Genomic DNA, 25,141 nt, shown 5'->3' on the forward strand with positions numbered 1-25,141 from the left:
GCGCAGCGCCACCCGGCATTTTATTGAGCTGAAAACGTGAACACATTAGAACAAACAATTGGCAATACGCCTTTGGTGAAATTACAACGTCTGACGGCGGATAACGGCAGTGAAATTTGGGTCAAGCTGGAAGGCAATAATCCTGCAGGTTCAGTGAAAGACCGCGCGGCGTTGTCGATGATCGTTGAAGCGGAAAAGCGCGGGGAAATTCAGCCAGGCGACGTGCTGATTGAGGCTACCAGTGGTAATACGGGTATTGCGCTGGCGATGATTGCCGCGCTGAAAGGCTACCGCATGAAGCTCCTGATGCCAGACAACATGAGCCAGGAGCGACGTGCGGCGATGCGTGCTTACGGGGCTGAACTGGTTCTGGTGACCAAAGAGCAGGGGATGGAAGGGGCGCGTGATTTAGCCCTTGAGATGGCGCAGCGCGGAGAAGGTAAACTTCTCGATCAGTTTAATAATCCTGATAACCCGTATGCGCACTACACGACTACCGGACCCGAAATCTGGCAGCAGACGTCAGGCCGTATTACCCATTTCGTCTCCAGCATGGGGACGACAGGCACCATTACCGGTGTGTCACGTTTTCTGCGTGAACAGGAAAAACCCGTCACCATCGTTGGCCTGCAGCCGGAAGAAGGCAGTAGTATTCCGGGCATTCGTCGCTGGCCTGCGGAATATATGCCGGGCATTTTCAACGCCTCGCTGGTGGATGAGGTGCTGGATATTCATCAGAACGATGCGGAAAACACCATGCGTGAACTGGCCGTTCGCGAAGGGATTTTTTGCGGAGTGAGTTCTGGCGGCGCGGTTGCGGGCGCGTTACGCGTGGCGCGCGCGACACCGGGGGCGGTGGTGGTGGCGATCATCTGCGATCGCGGCGATCGCTACCTTTCCACCGGGGTCTTTGGCGAAGAGCATTTCAGCCAGGGATTAGGTATTTAATTTGTCGGCCTGATAAGCGTAGCGCTAGCAGGCAACCGTACGGCAGGATCGCCGGATGACGACGCAAAGCGTCTTCTCCGGCCCGCACTGTTCAATCGTTACGTTTTTCTACCAACTTATCAAGGAATTGCCACAGCGTCTCATTCATCTGCTGGTAATCCCAGGTGCGCATCTCTTCAACAGCGCGAATAAAGCGCTTCCCTTTCGCTTCGGCCAGTTCTTGCTCAGAGTGCTGAATTAATCCTTCGACCGCTTCGGCGGTAAACTCCATATGGCACTGAAAACCATAGACGAAATTACCGTATTGTACGATTTGTCGCGGACATCCCTCGCTTGTGGCAAGAATTGTCGCCTGGTCGGTTAATCCCGGCATGTCATTGTGCCAGTGACCCACGTTGAGCGGTGAGCCGAAATGGCTGAACAACGGATGCTGTCGGCCTGCCTCGGTCAGGGCGATCGGATAGTGACCAATCTCTTTTTCCGGGCTTTGGCACACCTTCGCGCCCAGTGCTTCGCCGATTAACTGCGACCCCAAACAGATCCCCACCACGATTTTTCGTGCCGCAATCGCCTGGTTTATCAGATGTTGCTCTGCCTGAGAGTCAAAGTATGGGCACTCTGCGAGCGTGGTGCGGGGTGACTGCGGCCCACCAAATACCACCAACATATCGAAGCCATCGGCATTAGCGGGAACAGTTTCTCCGGCGTAAACGCGCGACCAACTGATGGTATAGCCGCGTGATTCGGCCCACGGCAGGTACGCGCCAGCAGATTCGAAAGACTCATGAATAACAAAATGAACTCGCACTTTTTCTCTCCTGTTAGCGCTTTAGCGCCTGATGGATATCAGTCGCCAGCTTATCAATGTCGCTGTCTGCTAATGTTGACAGCGTAATGCGCAGGCCATGCGCAGGCGTATTGACGCCAAACACTTCGCCTTCACGTACCAGCCAGCCGGACTTTGCCAGCGCAAAAGCGATCGCCTGGCTGTTATCTTCTAGCGGCAGCCACAGATTAAGACCGTCGCTGTCGGGCAGCGTAATGCCATGAAGCCGCAGAGCCGCTGTCAGCTTTTGCTGCTGGGCGGCGTAAAACTGCTGAGTTTGCGCCAGCGTGTGTTGATAAGTCTCGTCACTCAGGCAGGCGCAGGCCAGATCCTGCAGCAGATGGCTGACCCACTGACTGCCGGCGTTGAGCCGTAAACGCAGTTTCGCGGAAGTGAGTGGATCGCTGGCGACGATGGCCAGGCGTAAATCCGGGCCTAAAGTTTTCGACATTGAGCGGACAATCGCCCAGTGCGTGGTTTCCTTCGCAATCACCGGATACCAACGGCATGCGGACAGCAGCGCAAAGTGGTCGTCGACGATCACCAGCGTCTGCGGATAGCGGGTCAGGATTTCCTGCAATTGCGCCGCGCGGGATGCGCTCAGACTGCATCCTGTCGGATTATGGGCGCGCGGCGTCAGAATCACCGCCCGCGCGCCTTTCTGTAGCGCGATTTCCAGCATGTCTGGCTGCATGCCTTCGCTGTCAACGTTGACCGGACTGGCGGAGAATCCGGCATAACGCAGCATGTTGATGCTGCTCAAAAAGCATGGATCTTCTACCACAACGCTGTCGCCAGGCAGTAAATGGGCGCACAGCAGCCGCTCAATGGCATCAATGGCGCCGCTGGTGATATCAATTTCTCCCTTGGCTGGCATCGCATCTTGCATCCATTGTGCGGCCCACGCCTTAAGGCCGGGTGATACAGCGGCATCACCGTACAAACGAGGATTCTTATTTATTTGCGCGAAATAACGGCTGAGGTCGGGAAGACGCGCGGGGGCTGGATTACCGCCGGAAAGATCGATAAGCGCGGTATCCGGATTGCCGCCTTCCAGCGCAACGGGGGCTGAAATCCCCTTGATTACCGTGCCGTTACGTCCCTGGCTTTGTGCCAGCCCGGAGGTGACCAGGCGTTTATAAGCCGCCGCAACAGTATTACGGTTAACGTTCAATGCTGTTGCCAGTTCACGCACCGGCGGTAACGTTTCTCCTGCTGCCAACGTGCCTGTAGCGACATGTTGACGAATACTGTCAAAAATTTCGTTAGCGGTTTTTCCGTCGATCATTATTGACCTATGACAAAATGAATTTTAGCATATGACGATAATAGTGAGGCGTAAGCCCGCTGTCCAGCGAGAGGAGAAATTTATGGAGCAGGGGAGTGATATTCAGTCAGTGCTCTTCGGCGACAAGCATCGGGCGTTACAGACCGATATCGTCGCCGTCCAGTCACAGGTGGTTTATGGCAGCGTAGGCAACAGCATCGCCGTTCCGGCCATTAAAGCGCAGGGATTACGCGTGACGGCAGTGCCAACGGTGCTGTTCAGTAATACCCCGCATTATGAAACATTTTACGGCGGCGTTATTCCGGCCGACTGGTTTAGCGGGTATCTCCGCGCCTTGAATGAGCGTGATGCTTTACGCGAGCTGAAGGCGGTGACTACAGGCTATATGGGCAGTGCAGAGCAAATCGCTCTGTTAGCACAGTGGCTGGAAACGGTACGGGCTACGCATCCGACAGTGTGCATTTTGGTCGACCCGGTGATTGGCGATACGGACAGCGGTATGTATGTAAAAGCTGAAATTCCGCAGGCCTACCGTCAGCACCTGCTGCCGCTGGCTCAGGGACTGACGCCGAACGTGTTTGAACTGCAAATGCTGAGCGGAAAGCCGTGTCGTACGCTTGATGAAGCCATCACGGCGGCGCAATTGCTGCTTACCGAAACGCTGAAATGGGTGGTGATCACCAGTGCGCCGGGGGATAGCGAAGATATTATTAACGTGGCGGTAGTGACGGCTGAAACGGTTGAGGTGTTCGCTCATCCACGGGTTAAAACGGATCTGAAGGGAACTGGCGATCTGTTTTGTGCTGAGCTGGTGAGCGGTATTGTGCTGGGTAAAGCGCTGACAACCGCGACGCACGATGCAGCTCAGCGCGTACTGGAAGTGATGAAATGGACCAATCTGTGCGGTTGTGATGAGTTAATTCTGCCACCGGCAGGGGAGGCGCGATGAAGAGTTACCGGCTGGTGGTTCGCCAGAATGGGCGTATGGTTGGACATTTTGACACCAGCGGGGCAACGGCGCTGGAAGATATCTGTGTGGCGCGGGCCATGTTTGGCATCGCGGGTGGCTACAATTGTGAACTGTTAGTGGCGGATTCGGAGCGACGGATGCTGGAAAGCGGGCCGGAAGGGATGAAAATCCTGATGCGCGAAGCGTGTTACCGACCAGTCACCTCACAAATTTAGCGTTATCCGGCAGATTTTGAGGTCTGCCAGATAAAAAAATGGCGCCATCAGGCGCCATTCTTCTCTGCAGCAAGAATTACTTCTTGATGCGGATAACCGGAGTTTCACCCACTGTCACGCTACCGGACAGTTTGATCAGCTCTTTGATTTCGTCCATGTTGGAGATAACAACCGGAGTCAGGGTAGACTTGGCTTTTTCTTCCAGCAGCGGCAGATCGAATTCAATAACCGGGTCGCCCACTTTAACGCGCTGACCTTCTTCAGCGATGCGCTTAAAGCCTTCGCCTTTCAGTTCAACGGTATCAATACCGAAGTGAACAAACAGCTCAATGCCGCTGTCGGATTCGATAGAGAAAGCGTGGTTGGTTTCAAAGATTTTGCCGATGGTGCCATCAACAGGGGCGACCATTTTGTTACCGGTTGGTTTGATAGCGATGCCATCACCAACGATTTTTTCAGCAAAAACTACATCCGGCACGTCTTCGATGTTGACGATCTCGCCAGAGAGCGGAGCAACAATCTCAATAGTTCCGGTGTCTTTCTTATCATCAGAAACCAGAGATTTCAGTTTATCGAACAAACCCATGATCTTCTCCTAAGCAGTAAATTGGGCCGCATCTCGTGGATTAGCAGATTGTTTTTTCTTCAATGAACTTGTTAACCAGCGTCATTAACTCGTCCGTTGTCGGTTGAGCAAGAGCCTGCTCTGCTAACACCTTCGCATCTTCGAAGTTCGTGTTACGGATAATCTTCTTAATGCGCGGGATAGAAATGGCGCTCATAGAGAATTCGTCCAGACCCATCCCCAGCAACAGAAGTGTAGCACGTTCGTCGCCTGCAAGCTCACCACACATGCCAGTCCATTTGCCTTCCGCATGAGAAGCATCAATAACTTGCTTGATCAGCGTCAGCACAGATGGCGACATCGGTTGGTAAAGGTGTGAAATCATATCATTACCACGGTCAACTGCCAGGGTGTACTGCGTTAAATCATTGGTGCCGATACTAAAGAAATCAACTTCTTTGGCTAAATGACGCGCAATTGTTGCCGCTGCCGGTGTTTCCACCATCACGCCAATCTCAATGCTTTCGTCAAATGCTTTACCTTCGTCGCGCAGTTCCTGTTTGTAGATTTCGATCTCTTTGCGTAGTGCGCGCACTTCTTCAACAGAGATGATCATTGGGAACATGATGCGCAGTTTGCCGAAAGCAGAGGCGCGCAGGATAGCGCGAACCTGATCCCGCAGGATCTCTTTACGATCCATGGCGATACGTACGGCACGCCAGCCCAAGAACGGGTTCTCTTCTTTCGGGAAGTTCATGTACGGCAGCTCTTTATCGCCGCCGATGTCCATGGTACGGACGATGACCGCCTGAGAGCCACAGGCTTCAGCAACGGCTTTATACGCGGCAAACTGTTCTTCTTCAGTCGGCAGCGATTCACGGTCCATGAACAGGAATTCGGTGCGGTACAGACCAACACCTTCGGCGCCATTACGCTCAGCGCCTTCAACGTCACGAACGGTACCGATGTTGGCGCAAACTTCTACCTGATGTCCGTCCAGCGTGATAGCCGGGAGATCTTTCAGCTTAGCGAGTTCCGCTTTTTCGGTAGCAACCTGCTCCTGAACGGCGCGCAGTTGCTCAATAACTTCATTGGTCGGATTGACGTAAACCTGGTTGTTTACGGCATCCAGAATCAGATAGTCGTCGTTTTTAACCTGAGAGGTGACGCTACCCGTACCTACGATGGCTGGCAGTTCCAGAGAACGCGCCATGATAGAAGTATGGGAAGTCCGTCCGCCCGCGTCGGTGATGAAACCCAGCACCTTGTTCAGGTTCAGCTGTGCGGTTTCTGACGGGGTCAGGTCTGCGGCTACCAGGATAACTTCTTCCTGAATAGCGCTCAGGTCGATAATAGCCAGACCCAGGATGTTACGCAGCAGGCGTTTACCGATGTCACGTACGTCAGCCGCACGTTCTTTCAGGTATTCATCATCCAGCTCTTCAAGGGCTGTGGCCTGACCTTCGATAACTTCATGCGCAGCTGCATCAGCCGTCATGTGCTTATCTTTAATCAGGGCTATGATTTCCTGCTCCAGCTCCTCATCTTCGAGCAGCATGATATGCCCTTCAAAGATGGCTTCTTTTTCTTCACCGAACGTTTCACCAGCTTTGGTTTTGATCGCTTCCAGTTGCGCAGATGCCTTGGCACGACCGCTCAGAAAACGTTCAACTTCCTGATCAACCTTGTCGGCAGAAATTTTTTTCCGGTCAATGACGATCTCGTCTTCTTTCAGCAGCAATGCTTTACCGAAAGCGATACCCGGGGATGCTAAAATGCCTGAAATCATAACCCTACCTTACTTGTGACTGATATTTAAAAGAACTCGTTGAACTTACTCGAGTTCAGCCATCAGTTTAACCAGATGCTCAACTGCTTTCTGCTCGTCTTCACCTTCTGCGGACAGGGTGACAACGGTACCCTGAGTCAGGCCCAGAGTCTGCAGTTTAAACAGGCTTTTGGCGCTAGCGCTTTTGCCGTTGGAAGTCACAGTAATTTCAGAAGTAAAGCCTTTTGCTTCTTTAACAAACTGAGCAGCAGGGCGAGTATGCAGACCGTTCGGAGCGGTAATGGTAACTTCTTGCTGGAACATTATATTTCCCCAACTTATAGGTTTAGTGTTGTGGAACTAAAGTCTAGCCTGGCGGTTCAACTTTAGCCTGTATTGTTAGCATCGGCGTAAACTGGACGCGACACAAAAGGAGTTCGGTGCAATCCGTTGCTGGCAACTTCTTGCCGCTGACGTTTCGTTCGTCATTAAACATTATGCCGCGAAAGGAAGAGTTGAACCAAATCATAAAATCGATTCAGCTAGCGCTTTTCCTGTAACGATTAATTTCGCGCATCAAAATAATTAGTTTGGTTAAATACCAGTTCCGGCGGGTTGAATCAATGCCAGGAGAGTTGAAAATTTGAAGCAGGCCACAAAAAAGCACCCCAAAGGGTGCTTTTTTACGCGTTTTTAACATGCTGGCATTACTGTTGCAGTTCTTTCTCTGTGAAGAGATCGGCAAACAGTGCAGTGCTCAGATAACGCTCACCCGATGACGGTAGGATAACCACAATATTCTTATTGGTAAAGGATTCATCTTCCTGGAGCTTAAGCGCGGCAGCCACGGCTGCGCCAGAAGAGATCCCCGCCAGAATACCTTCTTCTTCCATCAGGCGGCGCGCGGTAGAAATAGCTTCATCATTGGTGATGGCAACGACTTTATCGATAAGCTTCAGATCAAGGTTGCCAGGAATGAAGCCCGCGCCAATACCCTGAATTTTATGCGGGCCAGGTTTGAGTTCTTCACCCGCCAATGCCTGGGCGATAACAGGGGAGTCAGTAGGTTCTACCGCGACGGTAATCAGATCGGTTTTGCCTTTAGTGCCTTTAATGTAACGGGTCACGCCAGTTAGCGTACCGCCGGTGCCGACACCGGAAATAAAGACATCAACCTGGCCATCGGTATCTTCCCAGATTTCCGGGCCGGTGGTTTTTTCGTGAATTTCCGGGTTCGCCGGGTTGCTGAACTGCTGCAGCAGCAGGAATTTTTCCGGATCGCTGGCTACGATTTCTTCCGCTTTCTGAATTGCGCCCTTCATACCTTTTGCGCCTTCAGTCAGCACCAGGTTCGCGCCCAGCGCTTTTAAAAGCTTGCGGCGCTCAATGCTCATGGTTTCCGGCATGGTCAGAGTCAGTTTGTAACCACGGGCGGCGGCAACGTAGGCCAGCGCAATCCCCGTGTTGCCGCTGGTCGGTTCTACCAGCTCAACGCCCGGTTTCAGTACACCACGTTTTTCGGCATCCCAAATCATATTGGCACCGATACGGCATTTGACGCTAAAGCTTGGGTTGCGTGATTCCACCTTCGCCAGAATGCGTCCGTTACCGATACGGTTCAGTCGAACCAGCGGCGTATGACCGATAGTCAGCGAGTTATCTTCAAAAATCTTACTCATGGCCTGTCCTTAACTGTATGAAATTGGGATACCGCTTCAGCATACCTGTTGAGAAAGTATGGGGAAGTAAGGAATTCGCATATCTATATGCTGATGAGAAATAATGCGTAGCAGTATGGAATAAGAGCGGGCATAAGCCAGCCCGCTTTTACACATTTTTGCATTACTTCCATAACGCATGCTTAGCACGATAGCAGTCTACCCACATCGCCGTGGCACCACAAACCGCTACCGGCATGATGAACAGATTGAGCACCGGAATCATGGTGAACAGGCTGGTCAATGCGCCAAACTGCATATTGGTCACCTTGCGCGTGCGCAGCGCGACGCGCATCTCCTTAAAAGGGACCTTATGGTTATCAAAAGGATAATCGCAGTACTGAATAGCCAGCATCCACGCGCTGAACAGGAACCACAGGACCGGGGCGACGGTCTGCCCAATGCCAGGAATAAAATAGAGAATCAGCAATACGAAGGCGCGCGGGAGATACCACGCCAGCTTTTGCCATTCGCGTTTCATAATGCGCGGAACGTCTTTCATAATGCCGAGAATGCCGGTGTCGGGCGGTGTTGCGCCCGTTAAGCGCGCTTCCAGCTGTTCAGCCAGCAGACCGTTAAACGGTGCGGCGATCCAGTTGGCGATAGTGGAGAACAGGTAGCCGAACACCAACAGCACGGAAATGGTCACAATCGGCCACAGTAAATAGCTGAGCCACTGAAGCCAGTCAGGGACGTGACTCATCAGCGCGGGAACCCAGTTACCGAGTTGTGTAAATAACCACCAGAATGCGCCGCCCATCAGCAGGATATTCACCAGCAAAGGCAGAATAACAAAACGACGAATGCCCGGTTGGGTGATGAGCTTCCATCCCTGAGAAAAGTAATAAAGGCCGCTGCGAGGTACAACTGCAGATGATGAAACCATGGTCAGGACGTACTCCTTGTTATATAAGCTCTGGTAAACTGTGCGTATCTTACCGGGTTGTTGAGCGTTAAGCTGTTCGGAAATGTTCGAAAAAACAGCAAAAAGCACAATTTTGTTCATCTTTATGCCGTGAAAGCCAAGAGTACACTTGCACTTGGCGTAATCGACAAATACTCTTAGTGAGTAAATGTTTGCCGTGGTGGCAAGGTGTTAGAACAACAGAGAATATAATGATGCAGGATTTGCGTCTGATATTAATCATTGTTGGCGCGATCGCCATAATCGCTTTACTGGTACATGGTTTTTGGACTAGCCGTAAAGAGCGGTCTTCTATATTCCGCGATCGCCCACTGAAACGCATGAAGTCTAAACGTGAAGACGAGGATTCGTTCGACGACAACGTCGAGGAAGACGAAGGCGTGGGTGAAGTTCGCGTTCATCGTGTGAATCATGCTCCCGGTAATGCGCAGGAACATGGTGTTCCTCCTCAGTCGCCGCAACACCAGTACCAGCCGCCTTATGCGTCTGCTCAGCCGCGTCAGCCTGCGCAGCAGCCTGCACAAGCGCCGGTACCGCCGCCGCATGTTCAGCAGCAGCCTGTACAACCGCAGCAGCCGGTGCAACATCAGCCTGTTCAGCAGCCACCTGTGCAGCAACCTGTTGCCCCGCAGGTTCAGCAACCTGCTCAGCAAGCACCGCAACCTGCGCCGCAGACCTTCCAGCCAGCAGAGCCTGTTGTTGAACATCAACCGCAGCCCGAGCCGGTAGTAGAAGAAGCGCCTGTTGCTGAAAAACCGCAGCGTAAAGAAGCGGTCATCATTATGAACGTTGCGGCTCATCATGGTAGCGAGCTCAACGGGGAAGTGCTGCTCAACAGCATTCAGCAGGCCGGTTTCAAATTTGGCGATATGAATATTTTCCATCGTCATTTGAGCCCGGATGGCAGCGGTCCGTCGCTGTTCAGCCTCGCTAATATGGTTAATCCGGGAACGTTTGACCCAGAAATGACGGGCGACTTCAGCACCCCTGGTGTGACTATTTTTATGCAGGTTCCGTCCTACGGGGACGAGCTGCAAAACTTTAAGCTGATGCTGCAGTCCGCACAGCACATTGCCGATGAAGTGGGTGGTGTGGTGCTCGACGATCAACGTCGCATGATGACGCCGCAGAAACTGCGCGAGTATCAGGACCGCATCCGCGAAGTTAAAGAATCTCGCGCCTGATTTTCCTCTGGCGTGACATTTCCTTTCTAAACCCCCGCCTGTCGGGGGTTTTTTATCATTGATGGTGCGATATGGAATCAATCGAACAACAACTGACAGAACTGCGAACCACGCTTCGCCATCATGAGTATCTCTACCATGTGATGGACGCGCCGGAAATTCCCGATGCGGAATACGATCGCCTGATGCGCGAACTGCGCGAGCTGGAAGCGCAGCATCCGGACCTTGTTACCCCCGACTCGCCAACCCAACGCGTTGGCGCCGCGCCGTTAACCGCGTTCAGCCAGATTCGTCATGAAGTGCCGATGCTGTCGCTGGATAACGTGTTTGATGAAGAGAGTTTTCTCGCCTTCAACAAGCGCGTGCAGGACAGACTAAAGAGTACCGATAAACTGACCTGGTGCTGTGAACTGAAACTGGACGGCCTGGCAGTCAGTATCCTGTATGAAAACGGTGTGCTGGTCAGCGCCGCAACGCGTGGTGATGGCACCACGGGTGAGGATATTACCTCTAACGTGCGCACCATTCGCGCAATCCCGTTAAAACTGCGTGGCGAAAACATCCCTTCACGTCTGGAAGTGCGCGGTGAAGTGTTCCTGCCGCAGGCCGGATTTGAAAAAATTAACGAAGAGGCCCGCCGCACTGGCAACAAAGTGTTTGCTAACCCGCGTAACGCAGCGGCCGGTTCATTGCGCCAGCTCGATCCGCGTATCACAGCGAAGCGACCGCTTACTTTCTTCTGCTATGGCGTTGGTGTGTTGGAAGGCGGCACGCTGCCAGATACCCATCTGGGCCGCCTGCTGCAATTTAAAGAGTGGGGCCTGCCGGTAAGCGACAGAGTGGCGCTTTGCGACTCCCCGGAGGAAGTACTTGCTTACTATCACAAGGTTGAAGAAGACCGACCAACGCTGGGATTTGATATCGATGGCGTGGTGATCAAAGTCAACTCCATGGCGTTGCAGGAGCAACTGGGCTTTGTTGCCCGCGCGCCGCGCTGGGCTGTGGCCTTTAAGTTCCCGGCGCAGGAGCAGATGACTTTTGTACGCGATGTTGAGTTTCAGGTTGGACGTACCGGGGCGATTACGCCCGTCGCTCGCCTTGAGCCGGTCCAGGTTGCCGGGGTGCTGGTCAGTAACGCAACGCTGCATAACGCTGATGAAATCGAGCGTCTGGGGTTGCGTATTGGCGATAAAGTCGTCATTCGCCGTGCGGGCGATGTCATCCCGCAGGTGGTGAACGTCGTGCTTTCTGAACGCCCGGAAGATACCCGCGAAATTGTGTTTCCAGCGCATTGTCCGGTTTGCAACTCTGATGTTGAACGTGTGGAAGGCGAAGCGATCACTCGCTGCACCGGCGGTTTAATCTGTGGAGCACAGCGTAAGGAATCGCTGAAACACTTTGTTTCCCGCCGCGCGCTCGACGTTGACGGTATGGGCGACAAAATTATCGATCAACTGGTCGATAAAGAGTATGTCCACACGCCGGCGGATCTTTTCACCCTGACCGCCGGTAAACTGACGGGGCTTGATCGTATGGGGCCGAAGTCGGCGCAAAACGTGGTCAATGCGCTGGAAAAAGCGAAAGAAACCACGTTTGCCCGTTTCCTCTATGCGCTAGGCATTCGTGAAGTCGGCGAAGCTACGGCTGCTGGTCTGGCGGCGTATTTTGGCACGCTCGACGCGCTGGAAGCCGCTTCTATTGAAGAGCTGCAAAAAGTGCCGGATGTCGGCATTGTGGTGGCGACGCACGTGTTTAATTTCTTCGCCGAAGAGAGCAACCGCGAGGTAATTGTTCAACTGCTGGCGCAGGGGATCCACTGGCCAGCGCCGGTGGTCATTAACGCTGAAGAAATCGACAGCCCCTTCGCTGGTAAAACGGTAGTGCTGACCGGGAGCCTGAGCCTGATGTCGCGCGATGACGCCAAAGCGAGACTGACCGAGTTAGGTGCAAAAGTGGCCGGTAGCGTGTCGAAGAAAACCGATCTGGTGATTGCCGGTGAAGCGGCGGGTTCGAAACTGGCAAAAGCACAGGAACTGGGTATTGCCGTGATCGATGAAGCTGAAATGATCCGCTTACTGGGTGCCTGAGATGGAAAAAGAGCAGCTGGTTGACATCGCCAATACTGTGATGCCCTTTGGCAAATATAAAGGGCGTCGGTTGATTGATGTCCCGGAAGAGTATCTGCTGTGGTTTGCCCGTAAGGATGAATTCCCGCCGGGCAAGCTTGGCGAGCTGATGCAAATCACGCTGCTGATTAAAACTGAGGGGCTGACGCAACTGGTGCAGCCCCTGAAACGTCCTCTTTAAGCCTTCGCGGCGCGGCTTTTCTGTTGCGCCTGCAATGCGTCCGTCTGTTGCTTGTAGCGACGCGCCAGCACGGCGCACACCATTAGCTGTATTTGATGGAAGATCATCAACGGCAGCACCATCATCCCAATCACCGAAGTCGGGAACAAAATATTTGCCATTGGGATCCCGTTCGCCAGGCTCTTTTTCGAACCGCAGAATACAATGGTGATTTCATCAGCTTTGTTAAAGCCGCATTTGCGCGCAACAAAGACATTTATGCCAATCACGATTGCCAGCAGTATGATGCTGACCACCACGATAAACAGCAGTGAACCCACCCCCACTTTGTGCCAGATCCCGTTAACGACGGCTTCACTGAAGGCGGAGTACACCACCAGCAAAATAGAGGATTGATCCGTTTTCGCGATCCATTTTTTATGTCGAGAAACCCAGTTTCCAATCCACGGACGTGAAAGGTGACCCAGCACGAACGGCAGCAGCAGCTGCAACATGATTTTTCCCACCTGCTCCAGGCTGCCTTCTGCGCCGTGCATATTCATCACCAGCCCTACCAGCAGCGGCGAGAGAAAAATACCCAGCAGACTGGAGGCCGAAGCAGAACAAACGGCGGCGGCAACGTTACCGCCCGCCAGCGACGTAAAAGCGATGGCTGACTGCACAGTGGCAGGCAAAATACACAGGTACAGGAAACCGGTGTACAGCATCGGGTCAACGTTGACCGGCGCCCACCAGGCGAACAGAACGCCCAGAACCGGGAAGACAACAAACGTGCTGCACATCACCCACAGATGCAAACGCCAGTGGCTACCACCGGCAATAATGGCTTCACGCGAGAGTTTCGCTCCGTGCATAAAAAACAGCAGGGCAATGGCGGCGGTGGTTAAGCCTTCAAAGAAAGGCACAAAACCACCTTCGGCCGGGAAAAAGGACGCCAGCAAAACAACGGTAATCAGCGTTATCGTGAACGGATCAAGAATACGAAAAAGTTTCATAAAGACTCCTGAAATTCGGTAGTAACATTTTGCTTTTTTCCGTTTGAGAAATAAAATTGATTTATTGCATCCATATATGAATCGAATAGATGAATTACTCTCTACGTCAGTTGCGTATCTTTGTCACCGTCGCTCAGGCCAAAAGCTTTAGCCGGGCGGGGGATATCATCGGCTTAAGCCAGTCGGCGGTCAGCCATAGTGTCAAAGAGCTGGAAGGGCAGACAGGTGTGCGGTTATTGGACAGAACGACGCGGGAAGTGGTGCTGACGGAGGCCGGACACCAGTTGGCGGCGCGGCTGGAACGTATTCTGGATGAATTGCACAGCACGCTGCGCGAAGCCGGACAGGTAGGAACGCAGTTAACCGGCACGGTGCGGGTTGCCGCCAGCCAGACGATCTCTGCTCATCTTATTCCGCAGTGTATTGCCCAGAGTAATCAGCTTTATCCGGCTATCGATTTTGTGCTGCACGACCGGCCACAGCAGTGGGTGCTGGAGAGTATTCGCCAGGGAGAAGTGGATTTTGGCATTGTGATTGATCCCGGCGCAGTCACCGATTTGCAGTGTGAAGCCGTGCTGTCCGAACCGTTCCTGCTGCTGTGTCGCCAGGATCATCCGTTAGCCCAACGAGAGTGGGTGAACTGGCAGGATTTGTATCACGAACGCCTGGTGCTACAGGATTATGCTTCCGGTAGTCGACCGCTGATCGACGCTGCGCTGGCCCATTTTTCCATTGATGCCAATATCGTTCAGGAGATTGGCCATCCCGCCACGCTGTTTCCGATGGTTGAGGCGGGGATTGGCATCAGCGTGCTGCCCGCGCTGGCGCTCCCCTTACCGCAGGGCAGTCACTTGCAGGTTAAGCGCCTGACGCCGGTTGTTGAACGGCAACTGATGCTGGCCCGACGTAAAAACCGCTCTTTATCAACCGCTGCTCAGGCGCTGTGGGATGTGGTGCGTATGCAGGCCAGTGAATTAACCGCAGCCCGCTCCCGCGATCCGTTGTATCAGTTATAACGCTCACGCTGATGGTTATCAGAGGGGAAATGGTTCTTCTCTGCATAGCAAAAAGGCGCCTTTAGGGCGCCTTTTTACATTGGTGGGTCGTGCAGGATGACTCGCTTCGCTCGCCCTTCGGGCCGTCGCCGTAAACGGCTCCGTTGTCTCACTGCGTCCGACTCGACCTGCTGCAGGTTCGAATCTTATAAATTGCAGATAGCAAAAAGGCGCCTTTAGGGCGCCTTTTTACATTGGTGGGTCGTGCAGGATTCGAACCTGCGACCAATTGATTAAAAGTCAACTGCTCTACCAACTGAGCTAACGACCCGAAGTGGTGGGTGATGACGGGATCGAACCGCCGACCCCCTCCTTGTAAGGGAGGTGCTCTCCCAGCTGAGCTAATCACCCCCGCTGTGTGGAGTCGCATTATAGGGAGAGTTGAAAATGAGTCAACGCATTTTCTAAAGAAATTGTTCGTTCGTCGTAAATTTAAACAAAACGATCGCAAAACAATCCGTGCGGCATGATTTGTATACGAAAATGGCAAAGCGTAATGTTCCAACCTGAACAACATTGAGGAATCAGACCACGGTGATAGAATACGAGCCTGATAATCTTCCCTGGATTTGCCGGTTGTCGGCATCTTTATAAACGTAAGGCCATTTCATGAAAATCAAAACTCGCTTCGCGCCAAGCCCGACAGGCTACCTGCACGTCGGCGGTGCGCGTACTGCTCTTTATTCCTGGCTTTTTGCACGCAACCATGGCGGTGAGTTTGTGCTGCGTATTGAAGACACCGATCTCGAACGCTCCACTCCGGAAGCTATTGAAGCCATTATGGATGGCATGAACTGGCTGAATCTGGAATGGGATGAAGGCCCGTACTTCCAGACCAAACGTTTTGATCGCTACAACGCGGTGATTGATGAAATGCTGGAAGCAGGCACCGCATATAAATGCTACTGCTCTAAAGAGCGTCTGGACGCGCTGCGCGAAGAGCAGATGGCGAACGGTGAGAAGCCGCGTTACGACGGCCGCTGCCGCCACGGCCACGAGCATCATGCCGCTGATGAACCTTGCGTGGTACGTTTTGCCAACCCGCAGGACGGTTCCGTTATTTTTGACGACCAGATCCGTGGGCCGATCGAATTCAGCAACCAGGAGCTGGATGATTTGATCATTCGCCGTACCGACGGTTCCCCGACCTACAACTTCTGCGTTGTTGTCGACGACTGGGATATGGAAATCACCCACGTTATTCGTGGTGAAGACCATATCAACAACACTCCGCGTCAAATCAATATCCTGAAAGCGCTGAACGCGCCGGTGCCAGTTTACGCACACGTATCAATGATCAACGGTGACGATGGTAAAAAACTCTCCAAACGTCACGGTGCGGTCAGCGTTATGCAATACCGCGACGACGGTTACCTGCCGGAAGCGCTGCTGAACTATCTGGTGCGTCTGGGCTGGTCCAGTGGCGATCAGGAAATTTTCACCCGTGAAGAGATGATCAAACTGTTCTCCCTTGGTGCGGTGAGCAAGTCTGCGAGTGCGTTTAACACTGAAAAACTGCAGTGGCTGAACCATCACTATATTAATGCGCTGGCGCCGGAATATGTAGCAACCCATCTGCAATGGCACATTGAGCAGGAAAATATCGATACTCGCGTAGGCCCGCAGCTGTCAGAGCTGGTTAAACTGCTCGGTGAGCGCTGCAAAACGCTGAAAGAGATGGCGCAGAGCTGCCGCTACTTCTACGAAGACTTTGCCGAGTTCGACGCTGATGCAGCGAAGAAACACCTGCGCCCGGTTGCACGTCAGCCGCTGGAAGTGGTTCGTGACAAGCTGGCTGCGATTAGCGAGTGGACGGCAGAAAACGTGCACCATGCGATTCAGGCAACGGCTGATGAGCTGGAAGTTGGTATGGGTAAAGTCGGGATGCCGCTGCGCGTAGCCGTTACCGGCGCGGGTCAGTCCCCGGCGCTAGACGTTACGGTGCATGCGATTGGTAAATCCCGCAGCATTGAGCGTATTAATAAAGCGCTGGCGTTTATTGCTGAGCGTGAAAGCCAGCAATAAGACTGATTGACCGATGAAACAACGGCAGGAGCGTATCCTGCCGTTTTTTTGCCTGTTATTCAGACTCATCAATACCCAAACGAGTAAGAAAAGTGCGAATACCTTCGCGCGAAATATACATCGCCAGCTTTTCTTGTTCCGTTGGGGACATGTTGTCCAGTGCGCTAATTATCTGGCGACACGCGTGGCTGCGTACTACGTGGGTGTATTCTGCCAGCGGTTCTTCAGCCTGATAAACTTCAGGAACTTTGCGAAAAGCGGGAATATTGAGCAGAAACGCGCGGACGCTGGAGTCAATATGAATCAGTCTGGCACGACCACCTTTAACGCCGGGAAACTTTTCGGTAGTCCAGTTTTGTTCTCTGATCCAACGATTGACGGTTTGTTTGGCAACCCCGAGACATTCCGCCAGCTCTTCGGTCGTCATTTTGCTGCGTAATTTTTTCATATTATTTGTTTTCGCGGATCCCTAAACGCTGTAATAAACCCGTAATGCCTTCACGCAGGATCAGTGAGGTAAACATTTTCTGTTCTGTCGGCGTCATTTCTTTAGCGAGCCTAATCAGCAGCGCTTCAACAGAGGTATCGCCGGATAACGATAAGTTATCTGATAAACCTTCGGCTGAACGCTCAGCGCTGCGAATGTATTCACGAACTTGTTCGGTGACGTGAACCAGCCGGGCTTTACCGCCCTGAACGCCTGGTTTTGGTGATGTCGCCCAACCTTCTTTGCGCACCCATTTATTGATGGTCTGTCGGCTGTATCCGGTCAGATTAGCAAGTTCTTCTGGCGTCATCCGTTCCTTGAACATAACGATTCCCTGAATAGTCGTGGGGTTAATTAGTGGTTCATTTTATAGCACCATTTTAGTAGAAACCGTGACGCGTTTAACTACTGAATGCGAGTTGTTACGCAATGTTCTTCATTTGACTGCTTTTTCAGCGATTGAATTCTATGAGTTAATTTTGCCGTTGACACACGCGAAGGGAATTCATATGATGCCGCCCGTCAACTCGACAAGCTTTACGTAATGGGGCTATAGCTCAGCTGGGAGAGCGCTTGCATGGCATGCAAGAGGTCAGCGGTTCGATCCCGCTTAGCTCCACCAAATTTAATCCCAATGAATTTGGTACGTACGTAAAAGCATCGTGGGGCTATAGCTCAGCTGGGAGAGCGCTTGCATGGCATGCAAGAGGTCAGCGGTTCGATCCCGCTTAGCTCCACCAAAATTTAAACCCTCGCTGAAAAGCGGGGGTTTTTTGTTTCTGCATCCAGCCAGTTCTTACTCTTTATCTCTTTGGTTTGCTGAATCGCAGGCATAAAAAAACCGGGGAGAATCTGAATCTCCCCGGTTTTATCACTGCGACGTTGTCTTACGCTTACAGCACCAGTGCGGCGATAGATGCAGACAGTACGCTCACCAGCGTAGAGCCGTACACCAGCTTCAGACCAAAGCGAGAAACCACGTTACCTTGCTCTTCGTTCAGGCCTTTAATCGCACCGGCGATAATACCGATGGAAGAGAAGTTAGCGAAGGAAACCAGGAACACGGACAGGATGCCTTCTGCGCGCGGGGAGAGCGTAGCGGCGATTTTCTGCAGATCCATCATCGCAACGAACTCGTTGGAAACCAGTTTAGTCGCCATGATACTGCCCACCTGCAGCGCTTCGCTGGACGGCACACCCATTACCCATGCAACCGGGTAGAAGATGTAACCCAGGATGCCCTGGAAGGAGATGCTGTAGCCAAACCAACCGGTCACGGTGGCGAACAGGGCGTTCAGGGCAGCGATCAGTGCGATGAAACCAATCAGCATCGCCGCAACGATAATTGCCACTTTGAAACCAGCCAGAATGTATTCACCCAGCATTTCGAAGAAACTCTGGCCTTCGTGCAGGTTAGACATCTGGATATTTTCTTCGCTGGCATCAACGCGGTAAGGGTTGATCAGCGACAGCACGATAAAGGTGCTGAACATGTTCAGAACCAGCGCCGCAACCACGTATTTCGGCTCAAGCATGGTCATGTACGCGCCGACGATAGACATGGAAACGGTCGACATCGCCGTTGCTGCCATGGTGTACATACGGTTGCGAGACATTTTGCCGAGAATATCTTTATAGGCGATAAAGTTCTCAGACTGACCCAGGATCAGAGAGCTGACGGCGTTGAAGGATTCCAGTTTGCCCATACCGTTTACTTTGGATAACAGGAAACCAATCGCGCGGATGATTACCGGCAGTACGCGGATATGTTGCAAAATACCGATCAGGGCGGAGATGAAGACGATCGGGCAAAGCACTTTCAGGAAGAAGAATGCCAGGCCTTTATCGTTCATGCTACCGAAGACAAAGTTTGTCCCTTCATTAGCAAACCCGAGCAGTTTCTCAAACATCTCGGAGAAGCCTCTCACGAAGCCCAGACCGACATCAGAGTTCAGGAAGAACCATGCCAGTAACACTTCGATAACAAGCAATTGAATAACATAACGAATGCGGATTTTTTTACGGTCACTGCTTACCAGCAGTGCGAGTACCGCAACCACGGCAAGGGCCAGGACAAAATGAAGAACGCGGTCCATATTTGCTCCAAATATGAGGCAGGTTTAGTTTTCGTGCACATTCTATGTAACAACCATAAAGAAAACGAGATCAAACACACACTATAATAAGGACCTGTGACGAGATTCAAAATTAGTGATCGGTGATACACTTCCGTTATGTTTAGTATGGAAGTGAAAAGTTATGTCATTGTGCTATTCTCATAACAATAATTAAACATCTCGCCGGTATTTCCAGAATCCTTATCGATCCATAGACAAACGCTATCAGAGAAATCAACGTCACCCATTAAAATGAATTTGATAATCATTCTCAGTAGGCGTAGCTTGAAACATAGCAAAGGCTATGTTTCTGAGGCATTAAAATGACTAACGATCGCGTTGAGAGTAGCAGTGGGCGGGCAGCGCGCAAGTTGAAGCTCGCATTAATGGGACCTGCGTTCATCGCGGCGATCGGTTATATCGATCCGGGTAACTTCGCCACCAATATCCAGGCAGGGGCCAGCTTTGGTTATCAATTGCTGTGGGTGGTGGTCTGGGCAAACCTGATGGCGATGCTGATTCAGGTGCTGTCGGCAAAACTCGGCATTGCTACGGGTAAAAACCTGGCGGAGCAAATTCGCGATCATTATCCTCGCCCGGTGGTGTGGTTCTACTGGGTGCAGGCAGAAATTATCGCTATGGCAACAGACCTTGCTGAATTTATTGGCGCTGCGATTGGCTTCAAACTGATCCTCGGCGTTTCCTTATTGCAAGGGGCCGTACTCACCGGTATCGCGACGTTCTTAATTCTGATGCTGCAGCGTCGCGGTCAAAAACCGTTGGAAAAGGTGATTGGCGGCCTGCTGCTGTTTGTGGCCGCGGCTTACATTGTGGAGCTGGTTTTTTCCCAACCGAACTTCGCGCAGCTTAGTAAGGGAATGGTGATCCCAAGCCTGCCTAATTCCGAAGCGGTGTTCCTGGCCGCTGGGGTGCTCGGTGCGACTATCATGCCGCACGTCATTTATCTGCACTCTTCCTTAACTCAGCATTTGCACGGCGGAACACGCCAACAGCGCTATGCGGCCACTAAATGGGATGTGGCTATCGCCATGACGATTGCCGGATTTGTCAATCTGGCGATGATGGCGACGGCTGCCGCCGCATTTCATTTTAGCGGGCATACCGGTATTGCCGATCTCGATCAGGCGTATCTGACCCTTGAACCGTTGTTGAGTCACGCTGCAGCGACGGTGTTTGGTTTAAGCCTGGTGGCTGCGGGACTCTCTTCTACCGTGGTCGGTACGCTGGCGGGGCAGGTGGTGATGCAAGGGTTTATCCGTTTTCACATTCCGCTATGGGTACGCCGTACCGTCACCATGATGCCATCATTTATTGTGATTCTGATGGGATTGGATCCGACCCGTATTCTGGTGATGAGTCAGGTGTTGCTCAGTTTTGGTATCGCGCTGGCGCTGGTGCCGCTGCTGATCTTCACCAGCGACAGTAAGCTGATGGGGGATCTGGTCAATCGTCGTTGCGTTAAACAGATTGGCTGGGTCATTGTGATACTGGTCGTGGCGCTCAATCTCTGGCTACTGGCAGGCACGGCGATGGGGCTATAATCAACCGTGACTCGCGACGGGTCACGGTTTTAATTGAGCTTTTCCTCTATGATGTGCCCTGCATAATTAACTGGCAGGCGTTCATGAATCACTTTGATCTCTCGTTCCTGAAATATCTCCAGGACAACAGTCCGCTCCCCGTTGAAGAGGCCGTCGAGCGTTTCGGTAAAACGCTCTCCACGCTAAAACGGACAATGAAAGAGCTCAATGAACTTCTGCCAGAAAATGTCCAGCTACATCAGGATAATCAGTTTATTACCACCCGGATTGGCTACAGCGAATACCGACAGTTTTTAGCGCGCGTCCAGTTTAATCGCTATATCACTACGGCAGAAGAGAGGGTGAAGGATCTCTTTGTGGCGCTCTGTTTGCACGATGTCGTGAATAAAAATGATTATTACAAAAAATTTTATGTCAGTGCGGGAACGGTAAAAAATGATAATCCCGTCATGATGAGCCTGGTGCAGGAACGCGATCTGATTGTGCAAAGTATCCCGCGTAAGGGCTCCCGGCTTGCGGGGGATGAGTTCCAGCTGCGGCTGGCGGCGTGCATGACGATACTAAAAACGGTCGAAATTGGTGAGGATCACCGACTAATCGCCCACCAGGCCAATGAGCCGACAGGCCGTTCAATTGCCGAACAGTTTCTTCATGAGTGTGCTGCAGAGATAAACCAGGCGGCAGACTATTACGAAGATAAAATCAGTCCGGTCATCGCCCTGGGATATAACGGCAGAAAATACTTACTGGTCTATCTTAGCCTTGCCCTGCACCGTATCCGCAGGGGACACAGAATTACGGAGAGTTCGGCGGCTAAGTTTTTGACCACCTTTCCTTATGGCGTATTGCCTGATGCGGATGAAAATATCTGTCTGGATCTGCTGATTGCTTCACTGACTTTTACTCATCGCCCCTTCACATTATACGACGCCCGGCTGGTCTCTTACGTTAAGCGCACCTGTCACGCTTTAGCCGGATGTCTGGAAAACACCATTCACAATCAGCACGCCTGGTTTGCGGAGATTTATAATTTTATCTATGCCGCCATCATCCAGAATAAATTTCATCTCTGGTTCGATGATAAAAAGCTCCATGATGTCCAGCGACGCTATCCTGAGCTATGGGAACATGTCCAGTATGCGGTGAAAGAGATTGAACATCACTGGCAAACGACCTTTTCTGCTATTCACCTGGCAACCCTGGTGCTGATTATCAAAAAGTATGCGCTCAAAAATCGGGTTGTTGGCGATAAGAAAAAGCGGGTCATTATTGTGACGAACTCGTCAGAGAGTAAGGTCGGCTATTTTAAAGAGATGCTTTTCTCCCGCTTCCATATTGAAATCCCCGCCTGCATCAACATCAATGAGATTGCGCGGCTTCAGCAGCTCGAATTCGACCTGCTGATTACCTTTACAAACAAGATATCGAGTCATCTCCGCTACGCCGGGCTGGATTATGTCAAAGTGAATTTCTGGCTCACGCAGGACGATCTCCTGTTATTACGCGAAAATGGACTTCCCTCCGCGCGCAAAAAAATACCTGCTGAGGACTTTATTCAGCAGGTTCAGGGAATGAGCCAGGAGGCGTTAAAAATTTTTCTTGATACGCATTACAGTGATATTTTTATTTAGCCAGAGGTTGCGAAACGCCGCGACACCAGACGGCTTCCAGGTTTAACTCTGCACCCAACACGAGAATATCGGCATCTTTTCCTGACGTCAGGCTGCCTTTTCTCGCGTCAACACCAGCCAGGATTGCCGGATTAAGGCAGGCAATCTGCGCGGCTGAAACCCAGCCGTTTTCCAGCCTGTCGACCACATTTTTCACGGAGTCCAGAAAGCTCATCTCCAGTTTGCACACTTCGGACCACTCCGTGGGTGAAACCGTTCGGGTCTTTCCGCTGTGGTCGGTGATTTCAAGACAATGATTGTGAATACGAAACGTCTCCTGGCGCAGGTAATGGTGGAATTCTGATCCTTCGGGAAAATCCACATATCCCAGACAATCGCTGACCATGACCAACCGGCGATCTTTTTTCAACCGATAAAGAATGTCGAACACTTCTGGTCGCAACGTAATCCCGCTCTGCTTTGCCACTTCGGCATACGTATTCTGATGGTACATCAGCGCCCCCACCACGCCAGGCTCTCGGTGATGCAGCCCGCGCATGGCGCTAAAGGCATGGGTAAAGTGGGTTAAACCGGCTTCAATAGCGAGAGTGGTTTCATCAAAGGTGGCGTCGGTATGACCGGCTGACACGGTGACGCCAGACTGGCGTAAATAGCGGATTAGCACCAGGGCGCCCGGCAGTTCAGGTGCGAGCGTCATCAGACGGATATTTCCCCTCGCGGCGTGCTGATAGCGTTTGAATCCTTCGATACCGGGTGGTTGAATCGCGTCCTTGCTCTGCATTCCGCTGTATGCAGGGTTAATAAAGGGGCCTTCCATATGAATACCCACCGCTTCGGCACCATCTTCCGCTTTTGCGTCTGCAATCCAGTCTGCGGCGGTGGAAAGACTCTCCAGCAAGAACGTTTCCGACTGGGTGGCTGATGTTGCAAGCCACGCGGTAACCCCGGCGTTAACCAGATCCCGGCTCATCGCCTGCAAAGAACGGCGTTCACCTCTCCAGGCAAACGACCCTCTCCCCCAGCCGTGAACGTGAATATCCACAAAACCGGGCATCAGCATGGCATCGCGATAATCGACGATTTTTCCTCGCGGTGTACTGTCGAGGCCAGAAATACGTCCGCTTTCAATATGCAGATAGCCGCTTTCGATTCCATTCGGGGTGACAATGCGTTCACTTGCCAGAGAAAGCAGGGGATCAGCCATTGTCTTTCTCCCATACGCGAGCGGCCGTTTCCTCGGCGATTTCTGCGCAAAGGCCGATGTAGTGAGCAGGATCCAGCAGCGTATTAATTTCTGAGTCGCTAAAGTGCTGGCGAATAAGAGGGTCATCACGCAGCACATCAGCGTAGGGGATGCCTTCATGCGTGCTGCGCATTGCCAGTTGGTAGACGCGTTCATGTGCGGCATCTTTGCCCAGCCTTTCCACCAGCTGCATCATGATTTTTTCGCTATTAATAAGACCATGCGTTAACTGCACATTCTGGCGCATACGACCAGGATTGATGACCAGCGTTCGCGTCAACTCTTCGGCTCGCATCACAATCTCAGCCATTAACTCCATACTCTCCTGAATATTACCGTCAAAGATAAAGTAAGCGGAGCTGTCTGCTTCGAAGGGACGTGGGCTGACATACAGGCAGGAGGTCATTACTGAGTACAATTTCTGCGCGTTGGCGATGATCCCCTTCGCCAGTTTAGGATTCACTTTTTGCGGCATGGTGCTGCTGCCAACGGTGCCTTTAGTGAAGGCTTCTGAAACTTCGGCAAACTCTTCGCTTGAGGTCTGATAAACCTCTTCGGCTATTTTGTGTAACGTCGTCGCCAGCAGGCACAAATTACTGATGTATTCAGTGCGGTAAATGCGCGAGTTGCGGGAGGGAATCGCCATTGAATGCATTCCCAGCTTTTGGGCAACGCTATCCTGAACCCGGCGGCCGGTTTCACCGGTTGCGTGGAAGGCGCCCACGGCTCCCCCCATCATCACGGTAAAGACGCGTTTTTCCGCTTCCCGCATGCGCTGCTGGGCGCTCAGTAACTCATCAATCCACACGGCGGCTTTATAGCCCCAGGTTATGGGTAGCGCGTGCTTACCGTGGGTACGTCCGGCCATAATCGTTGCTTTATGGTCAGATGCCATCTTTGCCAGGTTACGCAGAATATCGTCCACAAAACCCTGCATGATGGTATCGAACTGCTTTGCCAGATAAAGCTGTGCTGTTTGCTGAATATTCTGCGTGGTGACGCCGTAATGCACGTATTTTCCGCTTTCACTGTCACAGGCTTTGACCAGCACTTTGATGACCGGAACGAAGCCGTGACCAATCTCGCGCAGCAGGCGTTCCATTTCCGTCAGGTCAATCTTATCCACGTGGCAGTTAGCGGTAATATTGACTGCGGCGCTGGCGGGGATCATGCCGTGTCCGGCCTGAGCCTGAGCCAGGGCGGCTTCAACATCGAGCCATGACTGTACCCGCGCTGGCTGCGCGAGCAGAGATTTCATTCCTCGATCGTCGATCGTTTTGCTTTTTGAATCATACAGTGCACGCATTACTAT

Annotated in this window: 24 protein-coding genes and 4 tRNA genes; 13 read left to right on the forward strand and 15 right to left on the reverse strand. The window is 52.2% G+C overall.

Annotated elements, in window-relative coordinates; all coding sequences use genetic code 11:
• Positions 1-36: 36 nt before the first annotated feature.
• Positions 37-948, forward strand: a complete 912-nt coding sequence (gene cysM, locus OGV75_RS19880; RefSeq protein ID WP_094761078.1) for a cysteine synthase CysM — start codon at positions 37-39, stop codon at positions 946-948.
• Between the two features lie 91 nt (positions 949-1,039).
• Here cysM and OGV75_RS19885 read toward each other — a convergent pair whose 3' ends face one another.
• The gene (locus OGV75_RS19885; protein WP_075847684.1) at positions 1,040-1,756 is read right to left on the reverse strand and encodes a type 1 glutamine amidotransferase; all 717 of its coding nucleotides are present in this window, start codon (positions 1,754-1,756) and stop codon (positions 1,040-1,042) included.
• A 13-nt stretch (positions 1,757-1,769) separates the two neighbouring features.
• Positions 1,770-3,062 (reverse strand): MocR-like B6 salvage transcription factor PtsJ, encoded by a 1,293-nt coding sequence (gene ptsJ / locus OGV75_RS19890; protein WP_075847686.1) that lies wholly within the window; start codon positions 3,060-3,062, stop codon positions 1,770-1,772.
• A gap of 82 nt (positions 3,063-3,144) precedes the next feature.
• Between ptsJ and pdxK the strand changes: the two genes are divergently transcribed.
• Positions 3,145-4,011 carry a pyridoxine/pyridoxal/pyridoxamine kinase gene (gene pdxK, locus OGV75_RS19895; RefSeq protein ID WP_286481094.1) on the forward strand — a complete coding sequence of 289 codons (867 nt, stop codon included), beginning with the start codon at positions 3,145-3,147 and terminating at the stop codon, positions 4,009-4,011.
• Positions 4,008-4,247, forward strand: coding sequence for a hypothetical protein (locus tag OGV75_RS19900; protein WP_016153926.1), 240 nt, complete (start codon positions 4,008-4,010; stop codon positions 4,245-4,247). Before pdxK ends, OGV75_RS19900 begins: the two co-directional genes overlap by 4 nt.
• Before the next feature lie 76 nt (positions 4,248-4,323).
• On the opposite strand, the gene crr is transcribed toward OGV75_RS19900, so the two are convergent.
• The 5 genes from crr to cysZ form a co-directional block, all read right to left on the reverse strand.
• Positions 4,324-4,833 carry a PTS glucose transporter subunit IIA gene (gene crr / locus OGV75_RS19905; protein WP_000522253.1) on the reverse strand — a complete coding sequence of 170 codons (510 nt, stop codon included), beginning with the start codon at positions 4,831-4,833 and terminating at the stop codon, positions 4,324-4,326.
• A gap of 40 nt (positions 4,834-4,873) precedes the next feature.
• A complete protein-coding gene (ptsI, locus tag OGV75_RS19910; RefSeq protein ID WP_016153925.1) occupies positions 4,874-6,601 on the reverse strand; it encodes a phosphoenolpyruvate-protein phosphotransferase PtsI in 1,728 nt (575 codons plus the stop codon).
• A 45-nt stretch (positions 6,602-6,646) separates the two neighbouring features.
• Complete coding sequence (gene ptsH / locus OGV75_RS19915) at positions 6,647-6,904, reverse strand: phosphocarrier protein Hpr (protein ID WP_002913505.1); 258 nt, start codon at positions 6,902-6,904, stop codon at positions 6,647-6,649.
• 383 nt (positions 6,905-7,287) lie between these two features.
• Entirely contained in the window at positions 7,288-8,259 is a 972-nt protein-coding gene (cysK, locus tag OGV75_RS19920; RefSeq protein ID WP_005121957.1) for a cysteine synthase A, read from the reverse strand.
• 163 nt (positions 8,260-8,422) lie between these two features.
• Complete coding sequence (gene cysZ, locus OGV75_RS19925) at positions 8,423-9,184, reverse strand: sulfate transporter CysZ (RefSeq protein ID WP_016153924.1); 762 nt, start codon at positions 9,182-9,184, stop codon at positions 8,423-8,425.
• A 230-nt stretch (positions 9,185-9,414) separates the two neighbouring features.
• Between cysZ and zipA the strand changes: the two genes are divergently transcribed.
• The 3 genes from zipA to OGV75_RS19940 all read left to right on the forward strand — a co-directional run bounded on the left by zipA (position 9,415) and on the right by OGV75_RS19940 (position 12,714).
• Positions 9,415-10,407 (forward strand): cell division protein ZipA, encoded by a 993-nt coding sequence (gene zipA / locus OGV75_RS19930; RefSeq protein ID WP_016157088.1) that lies wholly within the window; start codon positions 9,415-9,417, stop codon positions 10,405-10,407.
• Positions 10,408-10,478: 71 nt separating this feature from the next.
• On the forward strand, positions 10,479-12,494 hold the full coding sequence (gene ligA, locus OGV75_RS19935; protein ID WP_286481095.1) for an NAD-dependent DNA ligase LigA: 2,016 nt from the start codon (positions 10,479-10,481) through the stop codon (positions 12,492-12,494).
• A gap of 1 nt (position 12,495) precedes the next feature.
• Positions 12,496-12,714, forward strand: a complete 219-nt coding sequence (locus tag OGV75_RS19940) for a DUF3820 family protein (RefSeq protein ID WP_016153921.1) — start codon at positions 12,496-12,498, stop codon at positions 12,712-12,714.
• Here OGV75_RS19940 and OGV75_RS19945 read toward each other — a convergent pair.
• Positions 12,711-13,709, reverse strand: a complete 999-nt coding sequence (locus OGV75_RS19945; RefSeq protein ID WP_016153920.1) for a bile acid:sodium symporter family protein — start codon at positions 13,707-13,709, stop codon at positions 12,711-12,713. The two genes, OGV75_RS19940 and OGV75_RS19945, sit on opposite strands and share 4 nt — an antisense overlap.
• Positions 13,710-13,798: 89 nt before the next feature.
• On the opposite strand from OGV75_RS19945, the gene OGV75_RS19950 reads away from it, so the two are divergent.
• Complete coding sequence (locus OGV75_RS19950) at positions 13,799-14,725, forward strand: LysR family transcriptional regulator (RefSeq protein ID WP_200013511.1); 927 nt, start codon at positions 13,799-13,801, stop codon at positions 14,723-14,725.
• A gap of 234 nt (positions 14,726-14,959) precedes the next feature.
• Here OGV75_RS19950 and OGV75_RS19955 read toward each other — a convergent pair.
• Positions 14,960-15,035 (reverse strand) — tRNA-Lys (locus OGV75_RS19955).
• A 4-nt stretch (positions 15,036-15,039) separates the two neighbouring features.
• Positions 15,040-15,115, reverse strand: a tRNA-Val gene (locus tag OGV75_RS19960).
• Between the two features lie 258 nt (positions 15,116-15,373).
• On the opposite strand from OGV75_RS19960, the gene gltX reads away from it, so the two are divergent.
• Positions 15,374-16,789, forward strand: a complete 1,416-nt coding sequence (gene gltX, locus OGV75_RS19965) for a glutamate--tRNA ligase (protein WP_005130009.1) — start codon at positions 15,374-15,376, stop codon at positions 16,787-16,789.
• A 55-nt stretch (positions 16,790-16,844) separates the two neighbouring features.
• Here gltX and OGV75_RS19970 read toward each other — a convergent pair whose 3' ends face one another.
• Positions 16,845-17,237 (reverse strand): MerR family transcriptional regulator, encoded by a 393-nt coding sequence (locus OGV75_RS19970; RefSeq protein WP_016153914.1) that lies wholly within the window; start codon positions 17,235-17,237, stop codon positions 16,845-16,847.
• Position 17,238: 1 nt separating this feature from the next.
• Complete coding sequence (locus OGV75_RS19975; RefSeq protein WP_016153913.1) at positions 17,239-17,601, reverse strand: YfeC-like transcriptional regulator; 363 nt, start codon at positions 17,599-17,601, stop codon at positions 17,239-17,241.
• Between the two features lie 221 nt (positions 17,602-17,822).
• Here OGV75_RS19975 and OGV75_RS19980 point away from each other — a divergent pair.
• Both OGV75_RS19980 and OGV75_RS19985 read left to right on the forward strand, forming a co-directional pair.
• Positions 17,823-17,898, forward strand: a tRNA-Ala gene (locus OGV75_RS19980).
• Positions 17,899-17,940: 42 nt separating this feature from the next.
• A tRNA-Ala gene (locus tag OGV75_RS19985) sits at positions 17,941-18,016 on the forward strand.
• A gap of 153 nt (positions 18,017-18,169) precedes the next feature.
• Here OGV75_RS19985 and nupC read toward each other — a convergent pair.
• Positions 18,170-19,372 carry a nucleoside permease NupC gene (nupC, locus tag OGV75_RS19990; RefSeq protein WP_016153912.1) on the reverse strand — a complete coding sequence of 401 codons (1,203 nt, stop codon included), beginning with the start codon at positions 19,370-19,372 and terminating at the stop codon, positions 18,170-18,172.
• Positions 19,373-19,645: 273 nt separating this feature from the next.
• On the opposite strand from nupC, the gene OGV75_RS23695 reads away from it, so the two are divergent.
• From OGV75_RS23695 to OGV75_RS20000, 3 genes are all read left to right on the forward strand, one after another.
• A complete protein-coding gene (locus OGV75_RS23695) occupies positions 19,646-19,720 on the forward strand; it encodes a hypothetical protein (protein WP_418135078.1) in 75 nt (24 codons plus the stop codon).
• A complete protein-coding gene (locus tag OGV75_RS19995; RefSeq protein WP_016153911.1) occupies positions 19,717-20,955 on the forward strand; it encodes an Nramp family divalent metal transporter in 1,239 nt (412 codons plus the stop codon). Before OGV75_RS23695 ends, OGV75_RS19995 begins: the two co-directional genes overlap by 4 nt.
• Before the next feature lie 83 nt (positions 20,956-21,038).
• The gene (locus OGV75_RS20000) at positions 21,039-22,586 is read left to right on the forward strand and encodes a BglG family transcription antiterminator (protein WP_047416362.1); all 1,548 of its coding nucleotides are present in this window, start codon (positions 21,039-21,041) and stop codon (positions 22,584-22,586) included.
• Here OGV75_RS20000 and OGV75_RS20005 read toward each other — a convergent pair.
• Together OGV75_RS20005 and OGV75_RS20010 are read right to left on the reverse strand one after the other, a co-directional pair.
• Positions 22,579-23,790, reverse strand: a complete 1,212-nt coding sequence (locus OGV75_RS20005; RefSeq protein WP_286481097.1) for an N-acetylglucosamine-6-phosphate deacetylase — start codon at positions 23,788-23,790, stop codon at positions 22,579-22,581. The two genes, OGV75_RS20000 and OGV75_RS20005, sit on opposite strands and share 8 nt — an antisense overlap.
• Positions 23,783-25,135 carry a class-II fumarase/aspartase family protein gene (locus OGV75_RS20010; RefSeq protein WP_049281513.1) on the reverse strand — a complete coding sequence of 451 codons (1,353 nt, stop codon included), beginning with the start codon at positions 25,133-25,135 and terminating at the stop codon, positions 23,783-23,785. Before OGV75_RS20010 ends, OGV75_RS20005 begins: the two co-directional genes overlap by 8 nt.
• Positions 25,136-25,141: the final 6 nt, after the last annotated feature.

The sequence above is a fragment of the Citrobacter sp. Cb028 genome, from assembly GCF_030336705.1.
Taxonomy (GTDB): Bacteria; Pseudomonadota; Gammaproteobacteria; order Enterobacterales; family Enterobacteriaceae; genus Citrobacter; species Citrobacter braakii.

What these genes read in the sequence shown, in the direction of transcription:
- OGV75_RS19975 (WP_016153913.1), bottom strand. Translation starts at nt 17,601, where the DNA reads ATGTTCAAGGAACGGATGACGCCAGAAGAACTTGCTAATCTGACCGGA.
- cysZ (WP_016153924.1), bottom strand. Translation starts at nt 9,184, where the DNA reads ATGGTTTCATCATCTGCAGTTGTACCTCGCAGCGGCCTTTATTACTTT.
- OGV75_RS20005 (WP_286481097.1), bottom strand. Translation starts at nt 23,790, where the DNA reads ATGGCTGATCCCCTGCTTTCTCTGGCAAGTGAACGCATTGTCACCCCG.
- zipA (WP_016157088.1), top strand. Translation starts at nt 9,415, where the DNA reads ATGATGCAGGATTTGCGTCTGATATTAATCATTGTTGGCGCGATCGCC.
- OGV75_RS20000 (WP_047416362.1), top strand. Translation starts at nt 21,039, where the DNA reads ATGAATCACTTTGATCTCTCGTTCCTGAAATATCTCCAGGACAACAGT.
- OGV75_RS19995 (WP_016153911.1), top strand. Translation starts at nt 19,717, where the DNA reads ATGACTAACGATCGCGTTGAGAGTAGCAGTGGGCGGGCAGCGCGCAAG.
- ptsI (WP_016153925.1), bottom strand. Translation starts at nt 6,601, where the DNA reads ATGATTTCAGGCATTTTAGCATCCCCGGGTATCGCTTTCGGTAAAGCA.
- OGV75_RS19970 (WP_016153914.1), bottom strand. Translation starts at nt 17,237, where the DNA reads ATGAAAAAATTACGCAGCAAAATGACGACCGAAGAGCTGGCGGAATGT.
- OGV75_RS19900 (WP_016153926.1), top strand. Translation starts at nt 4,008, where the DNA reads ATGAAGAGTTACCGGCTGGTGGTTCGCCAGAATGGGCGTATGGTTGGA.
- OGV75_RS19950 (WP_200013511.1), top strand. Translation starts at nt 13,799, where the DNA reads ATGAATTACTCTCTACGTCAGTTGCGTATCTTTGTCACCGTCGCTCAG.
- ptsH (WP_002913505.1), bottom strand. Translation starts at nt 6,904, where the DNA reads ATGTTCCAGCAAGAAGTTACCATTACCGCTCCGAACGGTCTGCATACT.
- OGV75_RS19940 (WP_016153921.1), top strand. Translation starts at nt 12,496, where the DNA reads ATGGAAAAAGAGCAGCTGGTTGACATCGCCAATACTGTGATGCCCTTT.
- gltX (WP_005130009.1), top strand. Translation starts at nt 15,374, where the DNA reads ATGAAAATCAAAACTCGCTTCGCGCCAAGCCCGACAGGCTACCTGCAC.
- crr (WP_000522253.1), bottom strand. Translation starts at nt 4,833, where the DNA reads ATGGGTTTGTTCGATAAACTGAAATCTCTGGTTTCTGATGATAAGAAA.
- ptsJ (WP_075847686.1), bottom strand. Translation starts at nt 3,062, where the DNA reads ATGATCGACGGAAAAACCGCTAACGAAATTTTTGACAGTATTCGTCAA.
- OGV75_RS19945 (WP_016153920.1), bottom strand. Translation starts at nt 13,709, where the DNA reads ATGAAACTTTTTCGTATTCTTGATCCGTTCACGATAACGCTGATTACC.
- pdxK (WP_286481094.1), top strand. Translation starts at nt 3,145, where the DNA reads ATGGAGCAGGGGAGTGATATTCAGTCAGTGCTCTTCGGCGACAAGCAT.
- cysK (WP_005121957.1), bottom strand. Translation starts at nt 8,259, where the DNA reads ATGAGTAAGATTTTTGAAGATAACTCGCTGACTATCGGTCATACGCCG.
- ligA (WP_286481095.1), top strand. Translation starts at nt 10,479, where the DNA reads ATGGAATCAATCGAACAACAACTGACAGAACTGCGAACCACGCTTCGC.
- OGV75_RS20010 (WP_049281513.1), bottom strand. Translation starts at nt 25,135, where the DNA reads ATGCGTGCACTGTATGATTCAAAAAGCAAAACGATCGACGATCGAGGA.
- nupC (WP_016153912.1), bottom strand. Translation starts at nt 19,372, where the DNA reads ATGGACCGCGTTCTTCATTTTGTCCTGGCCCTTGCCGTGGTTGCGGTA.